Annotated in this window: 6 protein-coding genes; all 6 read right to left on the bottom strand. The window is 43.3% G+C overall.

All coding sequences use genetic code 11. The annotated features are described in order from the left end of the window. On the bottom strand, positions 1 to 605 hold a 605-nt coding region (locus QUA54_RS33180), incomplete at its 3' end, for a tyrosine-type recombinase/integrase (protein ID WP_333419155.1). A 300-nt stretch (positions 606 to 905) separates the two neighbouring features. Further along, positions 906 to 6,473, bottom strand: a complete 5,568-nt coding sequence (locus QUA54_RS33175; RefSeq protein WP_333419153.1) for an AAA family ATPase — start codon at positions 6,471 to 6,473, stop codon at positions 906 to 908. Between the two features lie 513 nt (positions 6,474 to 6,986). Further along, a complete protein-coding gene (locus QUA54_RS33170) occupies positions 6,987 to 7,571 on the bottom strand; it encodes an FAD-dependent oxidoreductase (RefSeq protein WP_333419151.1) in 585 nt (194 codons plus the stop codon). Between the two features lie 259 nt (positions 7,572 to 7,830). Continuing rightward, the gene (locus QUA54_RS33165) at positions 7,831 to 7,962 is read right to left on the bottom strand and encodes a hypothetical protein (RefSeq protein WP_333419149.1); all 132 of its coding nucleotides are present in this window, start codon (positions 7,960 to 7,962) and stop codon (positions 7,831 to 7,833) included. 89 nt (positions 7,963 to 8,051) lie between these two features. Next, on the bottom strand, positions 8,052 to 8,276 hold the full coding sequence (locus tag QUA54_RS34680) for a transposase (protein ID WP_445301612.1): 225 nt from the start codon (positions 8,274 to 8,276) through the stop codon (positions 8,052 to 8,054). Beyond that, positions 8,257 to 8,535, bottom strand: a complete 279-nt coding sequence (locus tag QUA54_RS33160; RefSeq protein WP_333419147.1) for a transposase — start codon at positions 8,533 to 8,535, stop codon at positions 8,257 to 8,259. The genes QUA54_RS34680 and QUA54_RS33160 overlap by 20 nt, the downstream gene beginning before the upstream one ends. Positions 8,536 to 8,616 lie beyond the last annotated feature (81 nt).

Raw genomic sequence — 8,616 nt, 5'->3', positions numbered from 1 at the left:
TCGTGTCCTCTTTGCCCTTGTAAGACTTCTATAAGCCTTGTACAGTCAGCTTTTCGCTTATTTTCAGCAAGCCCTAAGTATTTCTGCAACTGTTCGAGGTTGTTGTGACCGCTGATTTCTTGAATAATCCGCAGCGGAATTCCGGCGTTGCTCATCTGGGTGAGAGCCGTTCTCCTAAAACTGTGGGTGGAGGCTCCCTCGATGTCGGCCCGCTCGAACGCTTTTCTTAAAACCTTGTCCGCTGAGTCGGGGTGCAAATGCTTCCAGTGGTGGTTCGGGTGGCGGCCGGGAAATAAATAAGTCTGACCCGCGTTGGGTTTCCAAGATGTCAGGAGACTTCGCAAATCTTCAATGACCGGAATCGTTCGGGTTTGGAGTTGGCCTTTGGTGTTGCCCTTGCGGAAGTTAATCGTAGGTCGGACTGTACTTCTGGCAGTGTAAATATCGATGACTTCTAGGGAACAAGCTTCCGCAATTCGACACGCGGTGTAGAGACAAACTCCGAAGAGGCTGCGATCGCGTGAGGTTTGCAAACCTTTGTTGAACAAAAGCTCGATTTCCTCTTGCGTGAGTATTTTGGCTTGCCCGTGCCGTTCTATCTTCATTCTTGGTGTATACCCGACCCGATGCTCCAAAGTCTTGCATACTTACTGCATTGCTGCACCGGTCTGGGAGGATTTCTTAACGCGGTGGCTGAGGGCGAGCGTCATAAATTAGCCCAAGTGCAGCTAACGCAGTAAAGGTGCAAAGGTCACATTTATCGGAGCAATTAACTTAACAAAAGTAGTAGGATTAAGGATACTAAATGGGTCGATGCACTGCTAAAATTGGTTGACAACCTGCTGTTACTGTTGTCTATCCAAATTGGACTCAAAACTCAACTAAATCATGTACTAACATAACGTCTATATACCCTGTGATAGCGGAATTTCCAAAACAAATTCAGCTCCCCGCCTCGGTGCTGAAATGCACGTTAGCTTCCCGCCGTGTTTTTGTACGATAATTGAGTGCGAAACAGACAAGCCCAGACCAGTACCCGAACCTACAGGCTTAGTTGTAAAAAAGGGATCGAATACCCTAACGCGGACTGATTCACTCATTCCAAGTCCGTTGTCTGCAATTGAGACGATCGCGCTAGTGCCTTTTACCTCTGTGCGAATCCGAATCGCAGGCGTTGGACACTGTTGGTTGTCCAACTGTACCAGCGCATCGATCGCATTGCCTAGAATATTCATAAACACCTGATTGAGTTCTCCAGCAGAACACTCGACTAAAGGCAGGTTCCCGTATTCTTTAACAACTTGGATTTCTCTGCTCGCAATGCCTCCCTCGTCGCCGCTATCATTTCCATCCCCCAGCTTTACCGCTGAGTTCAGGCGGTGCTGCAAAATCAGCAGCGTGCTCTCAATCCCTTCGTGAATGTCAACCCGCTTCATCTCGCTCTCTGCAAGGCGCGAAAAATTCCGCAAACCTATCACAATATTGCGGATGCGCTCGGCTCCAACATTCATCGACTTCAGAATTTGCAGCAAGTCTTGTTGGAGGAAATCAAGTTCAATTTCCTCTGTTACTGCTGCCAATTCAGGAGTAAGATTCGGGTATGTCCGCTGGTAAATATTGATTATTTGCAGCAAATATTGCATATATTCAGTTGCGTGAGTAAGATTGCCATAAATAAAATTAATCGGATTGTTAATTTCATGAGCAATTCCTGCAACTAGCTGTCCCAAACTTGACATTTTTTCAGTTTGAATCATTTGAGCCTGAGTCTGCTGCAATTTGAGAAGAGCATTTTCTAGCTGAACTGCTTGTTCTTTTAACTGCACTTCAGACTGCCTCAAAGCTGATTCAGTAGAGATTCGCTCGCTAATTTCCTGCTGTAGGAACGCGTTTTTTTCTGTAACTTCTCGCGTTCTATCTTGCACTTTCGCCTCTAAATTCTGGCTGTAATTCTGCAATTTTTCATTAGCTGCCGACAAGTTTTTATAGAGAAAAGCGTTTTCTAAAGAAATTGCAGCTTGAGTAGAAAGAAGCTTTAAAACTTCCTGCCTTTCTGCTGTGAAAACACCCGTTGCCAGGTTATTCTCTAAATAAAGCACAGCAATTAAAGTAGCTTGATTAATAATAGGCGTACATAAAATAGACTTAGTATTGTTTTTGACAATATAAATATCATTTTTGAAGAGTTCATCCCTCCCGGCATCATCTAAAACAACATCTCTTTTCGTTCGGACTACATAATTTATTAGAGACAATGGCAAATCCTGACTGAAAGCGATTGGAAGCGACTGCTGTACTACGATCCGATCTCGTTCAACAGAACCAGACGCTTCTATTAACAAGTTGCCATTTTTTGCTAAAATTAACAAACCGCTTTGGGCGCCAGCGTTCTCCATCAGAATTTTTAGCAATTTTTCTAGCAATTTACTCAAAACAACTTCGCTCGCTAAAACTTGCGAAGCCTTCATTACTGTTGCTAAATCGAGGAAAGAATTACCTGTTGCATTATTTGTAACTGTTGTAGTCTCTGTAGATGTAGTTTTCTCAAAGCTGGCGTTCTTAGCAGCAGATATCAGAGAAAGAAGCGGAGGATATCTTGACTCCAAATCTGCAATCTTAGTCTTCGCTCCCCACCGAGCGTAGCTGTAGTATGCTGATGCCATGTAAGTCTGACCGATCTCCTCTCTTGAGGCCGCTAAATAAAATTCAGCCGCCAGTTCGTAAGCTAAAGCTTCCTCCTGAACGTACCCCTGTTTTTTAGCTCCCGCGATGGCGAGATCGTAATACTCCATCGCTTCCCAATTTTGCCCTTTCACCCGCGCTATTTCTGCCTCAACCAGATCGTATTTATGCTGATAATTAGCCGGAGCATGGTAAGCCCAGCCCTTCATTTTTTCTTGATTCAACTCCACAATAGCCAGAGCTTCTTGTTGCTCGCTCTCCCTCCCAGATTCAGCCTGACCTCGTACATGGGGATACTGAGCCAGAAGAGCTAGCGAATAGTAGAAGTTGTGAACGGCAACCGTCATGTGTCCGGGTGCGGATGCTTTATATTTTTCAGCGATTGAAGCATTTTCAACGGCAGCAGCAAACTCTTTAAATAAGTAAGATAGAATTGATTTAGCAAGATAGGCAGCAAAAAGAGATATCTGGTTATTTGCTGTTTCTAAGATCGGCAGCATTTCTACTTCATCAAAGCTCTCGCCAATTAAGCAACATTTGTCAGCAGTAGGTCGGGAAAGATTCAAAACTAGCTGCCTCCATATTTTAATGTAGTAGAGCCCAAATTCTTGTTTGAGTTTCAGCAGTAAATCGAGATAATGAGCTTGGCGCGACTCTACAGATTCTAGGTAGTTGCCAATTAAAAATATATGAGCGCAAGAGTTCAAAGCACAATAGCCAGCATATTCTACATCTCCAGTATCCAGACCGCTTTGAACCCCTTCTTGCAAAGCATCTATTGTTTCCCTAGCGTGTTCTTTCCAATGTCTGATAGTAACGTTAAACAGAGTGTATACTTTAGCTGTGAGTTCTTTAGAATTAAATTGCTCTAATAGCTTTAAAGCTATCTGACCAGAATAATATCCTGCCTCTAAATCTCCAAGTGCTGCACATAGGAGCAAGCCATAAATGCTGTAAGCGTAAGCTGCTAGCGCTGAATGACCGTTTTCAATGCAGAGATTAATTTGAGTCAATACGATCGGCAAAACCATCTCTGGCTTGGCAATAGAAGCGGGAGCTGAGATAGTCATCAGCAGCCGCATCGCCGCCAACTTATCAGGAGCGGTCATTTCTGGAGCATTTTCCAAATCTGTCAGCAAAGGCAATTTTACTGAGGCATTCCCGGCTGCTAGCAACTTGGGAGAAACCCCCAGCATTTCCAAAATTTCCCAACCCGTATCAATAGCTTTAATGAGCTGGTTTTGAGCGACATAAGATTGAATTTTTAGCTCGTATACTTTCACCCGATCGAGTAAGGTTTTTGCCTCTTTTAAAACAGCGTCAGCTAGTATTTCAGAGTGCTTAAAATTGGTGTTTAAAAATTCAGTTTCTACTGTTTCTACATGGAGGTTAAGAGTCAATTCATACTGACTCTGCCAGCTATTAGCAGCAAGGAGTTCCAAACCAATATTCAAATACCTGGCAGCAGCTTCGTAAGCTGTCGCTGCCTTTGCTTTCTGACCGGCAATTAGATTTAGGAAAGCTAATTCATCTTTTTCTACTTGCCCAACTATTAAGTCTGTGCTAAAATTAAGTTGATTGACCAGAGCAAAGATATTTTCTTTTCGGTCTTCAGGGCTGGTATTTTGCTGCAAAAGTTTGCCAATGCTCAGGTGAGTCAATTTTCGATCGGATTCGGGAATCAAAGAATAAGCGGCTTGCTGCACGCGATCGTGCAAAAACTTATAGTCTACCCTGGAATCGCTGAGGATAAGTTCGCCTAGTTCCTCCTGTTGAAAAACTAGCGGGATTTTGTAGTTTCCACTTAGAGGCAAAATTAAACCAGACTGAAGTGCCGGCCACAGACCAGAAGCAGTAACTGATTCTGACTCTTCATTCACAATTGCCAAAACGCTTAAATTAAAAGTGCTGCCGATGCAAGCCGCCAATTTTAAGACTTTTTGCGTTGATGCTGGTAACTGTTGAATATTCTTTGCTATCAGTTCAACAATATTGCAATCCGCAATACCAATGGTTTGAATAAGTTCGATATCCCACTGCCAAATACCGATAAAAGTGTCGTAAGTTAGCAGTCGTTCGGAATCTAGCACTTTCAGCAGTTGAGTCAAGAAGAAGGGATTGCCTTGGGTTTTATTGAAAAGCAGTTCTGAGAATGATTTTATACGGCTAGCTTCGGGAGATTCGTTGAGCGTGTCTGCAATTAGCTGCCTGACATGGTTTAGCTGTAAAGGTTTAACAGTAATATTATTGATGGCAGCCTCACTTTCTCGAATCTTTTCTAATGCCTGAATCAAGGGATGAGCTGGATTGACTTCGTTATCCCGATAAGCTCCGATCGTTAACAGATATTGGCTGTCGCGATCGCTCATCAGCAGTTGGATTAATTTGAGGGATGCTGAATCTGCCCACTGCAAGTCGTCTAGGAAAAGAACGAGGGGGTGTTCGGGTTGACAAAAGACTTTGAAGAACTGTTGAAAAACGCGATTAAAGCGGTTTTGGGATTCATAGGAACTCAGTTGTGGTACTTCTGGCTGATGACCGACAATCAGTTCAAGTTCGGGGATAACATTAATAATTAGAGAACCATTTTGACTCAGTGCTGTTAAAATCTTCTCTTTCCAAACAGCTATTTTTTCAGAATCTTCTGTTAATAGCTGTCGCAAGAGTGACTGGAAAGCTTGGATCAGCGAAGCGTAAGGAATATTGCGCTTAAACTGGTCAAATTTACCAGCAATAAAATACCCCCGCTTGGCTGCAACAGGTTTGTGAACTTCATTCACTAAGCAAGATTTGCCAATTCCCGAATAACCGCTGACCAGCATCATTTCTGCTGTGCCGAGGCTGGTTCGTTCAAACGCTTCCATTAATACAGCTACCTCTTCTTCCCTACCGTAGAGTTTCTGCGGGATCAGCAGTTGACCGGATAAATCTTTAGACCCTACAATGAATGGTGAAATTGTGCCGAATTCCTGTAGCTGAGTTAGGCAATTTTCTAGATCGGCTTTTAGTCCCTCAGCAGTTCGATACCGCTCTTCTGCTGTTTTGGCTAATAATTTGAGTGCGATGTCAGAAATTGCTTGGGGAATTTCTGGATTTAACTGAATCGGCGGAACTGGTTGCTTTGCTAAATGGCAGTGAATCAATTCCATTGGGTCAGTAGCTGCAAAAGGTAGGGAACCTGTCAGCATTTCATAAAAAGTTGCACCCAATGAGTAAAAGTCGGTACGATAGTCAATCGACCGATTCATCCGGCCCGTTTGCTCTGGGGATATATAGGCTAGCGTGCCTTCTAGACAATTAGGATTGCTAATTGTTTGGTTTTCTATTCCCAGGCGAGAAGAAATGCTAAAATCTATAATTTTAACCACCAAAGTTGCAGTATGGACAATAATATTTGGCGGCTTAATATCTTTATGAACGATCTGCTGTTTGTGGAGTTGCCCTAAAGTTTCCGCTAACTGAATTGCTATTCGGAGAAAGCCGATAAAATCGTTCTTGAGAGAAGCAAGGATGTAATTTAAAGATTGAGCGCCAAAATCTTCCATAATTAAGGCGAAGCTGTTCTGGTATCTTTCCAGCCCCAAGCACTTAACAACTCCTGGGATGTTCAAGTTTTTCGCGATTTCATATTGATACTTTAAATTAGCAACATCAATAGGATGTGGATACTTAGAACTTAGTAGCTTAACAATAACAGGCTGTTGGTTCTGAAGCTTCAGCCCCCGATAAACAACTGTTTTAACGCCTTCATTAATTTTTTGAAAATTTGTGTAGCCCGGAAGTTTTAGCATATTTTTTGGTGATTAATAATTCGTTGATAGTGGCTTTAACAGAATTTAGGCAACATCACCGCAGGCAGGGGGCAACCAGAGGGGACTTGCCCCTACAAAAGGCTGAGCCTTCTGCTGTTCGAGGTAAGCCCCAATACGGTTCAGTTAAGGAAAATTGTAGCGAAAATGTTGGGTTTTGTTCCTGGTCCCAACCTACGGACGATCTGTTTTTTTAGCACTAACTGAACCGTATTGAGGTAAGCCCTGTTTAAATTATTCACTCTTATCGGGCAATACTGCGGATAGTTGCGGAGGATCTCGCCTCCGCAGAATCTGGAGAGGTACGTTTTTGGGCGGGGCTTGAGAAGAGCGCACAAGCGCAACAACGTATCTCTGACGTCAATTCTGCCGATCGCAATCTCTCTCCTGTCGGAAGTATCGCTCGGTAATTAAAGATATTATTCCGTTTCGGTGTTAGCTTTTTTTTCGCTTCGAGCGCTGTAAATTCATTGCTGTTGCAGCCTAACACAGGTTTCAGAACCAAGAATCCCTCTCACCAATAATTTGTTTTGCATATTCAATCTCAAAAATTTGTTTTAAAATAGCACGAGCAGCTTGCATAGCTGACATAACGGTTGCTTCGACACAGCCAGAATTGTAACCGTTGTCGATCCAGTCGCCCGTCAGGTAGAGATTATTGAAGCCAGATTCATCAGTTTTGAGTCGGTACTTAGTGCTTCCGGGAACGGAAAGCACGTAACGCTCTGAAGGGTCGATATTGACTCGCCAATATTGAGAGTAGAAACGTTTCTGTCCCTGCTGGTTTTTTATATCGACAAGCAAATCCCAATTCAACCCTTGAGGATTTTCTGGGGTGGTGGCTTTAGGCCATAAGTTACCTATTTGGTTTTCGAGGAAGTTGATCGCCTGTTTTTCTACTTTCTCCTGTTCCCTTTTTGGGAAATCGCGATCGCTGCTGGGAGGAATTCCTGAGTCTGCTATTACGCCTGTAAAATAAGCAAGATTGTAGGGATAATGTTCAGAAGACAAATTTTCGCGCTGGATCAAATCACTCATATCGGCATAAGTATCGAGGGGTTCTACATAAGAACCGACCACAGGACTGCCCCCCCCTCCACCCCAACTGCTGTAAATTAGATTTAAGCCACAACTGTCCGCCTTGAGTTGGAACTGTTTCGATTTGATTCACCATATTAGCCCATTTTTGATGAGCCGGATTTTTTTCAGCATTAATCAAGTCGCCGCAGATAAAGGGTAAAGCTCCTAGAGAAATGCCGAGAATTACCAAGTCAAAATCTTCTCCAACATTGAGAGTGACTGGGGTTTCATTATCTTGCCAGGGAGTCCAAAAAGACTCCTAATTTACCTGCTGTTGCTGGAGTTCTTCACCTTCTACAATTTGCTCGTAGCGGGGTTTGCTCGGCCAGCAGAGGAGCCTCTTAACTTTAATCAGCGGCTCGTATTCTCGCGATGGTTCTTTGAGATTCACCTGGCGTCCCAAAGAAATGCTACAGCGGATTCCAGGTTTATGAAGTACAGTAACAGCAGCTTGTAAACCAGTTTTTAAAGTGCTGTGGATTAACCCGCATCAAGCGCCGTAGCTAGTAAAACATCAACCATCTTGGTAGTAGTGGGCGAAAACTTCCGTAAAAAAGCTTTGAGTTGTGACCACCATAATTCGATTGGATTAAAGTCAGGAGAATAGGGTGATAAATTCAGAACACTTGCACCAGCGGCTTGAATCAGTGGTTCAATCACGGCCAACTTATGGGCTGGTAGATTATCAATTAACTTCGACTGCATCTTCCCATAAGTTTGGCACTAAGCACTGTTCAACAAAAACTGCAAATGCCTGACTATCCATCGACCCGTTGAGCGTCATTAATCCTACTACTTTTTTTAAGCTGATTGCTCCAATAACTGTGACTTTGGCACCCCGATAAAATGGTTTTAAATCATAGGCTCTACTACCACATTTTGAACGTGCATGGGTTCGTGTTAACCCCAATAGAACGCCCATTTCATCCAAAAAAACGAGGTTGTCAGGGTCGATATTTTTCACTTTTTCCCAATATTCACACCTCAAAAGTTGCACGGCTTGTCGGTGGCAGATTGACTACTCCGTATTGTCTTTTTTTTCGCG

Origin of the sequence: Microcoleus sp. MOSTC5, assembly GCF_036701825.1 — a bacterium.
In the GTDB taxonomy this organism is placed as follows: Bacteria; Cyanobacteriota; Cyanobacteriia; order Cyanobacteriales; family Microcoleaceae; genus Microcoleus; species Microcoleus asticus.
Note: the sequence above shows the minus strand (reverse complement) of the source record. Positions and strands in the feature narration are given on the sequence as shown.

What these genes read in the sequence shown, in the direction of transcription:
- QUA54_RS33175 (WP_333419153.1), bottom strand. Translation starts at nt 6,473, where the DNA reads ATGCTAAAACTTCCGGGCTACACAAATTTTCAAAAAATTAATGAAGGC.
- QUA54_RS34680 (WP_445301612.1), bottom strand. Translation starts at nt 8,276, where the DNA reads ATGCAGTCGAAGTTAATTGATAATCTACCAGCCCATAAGTTGGCCGTG.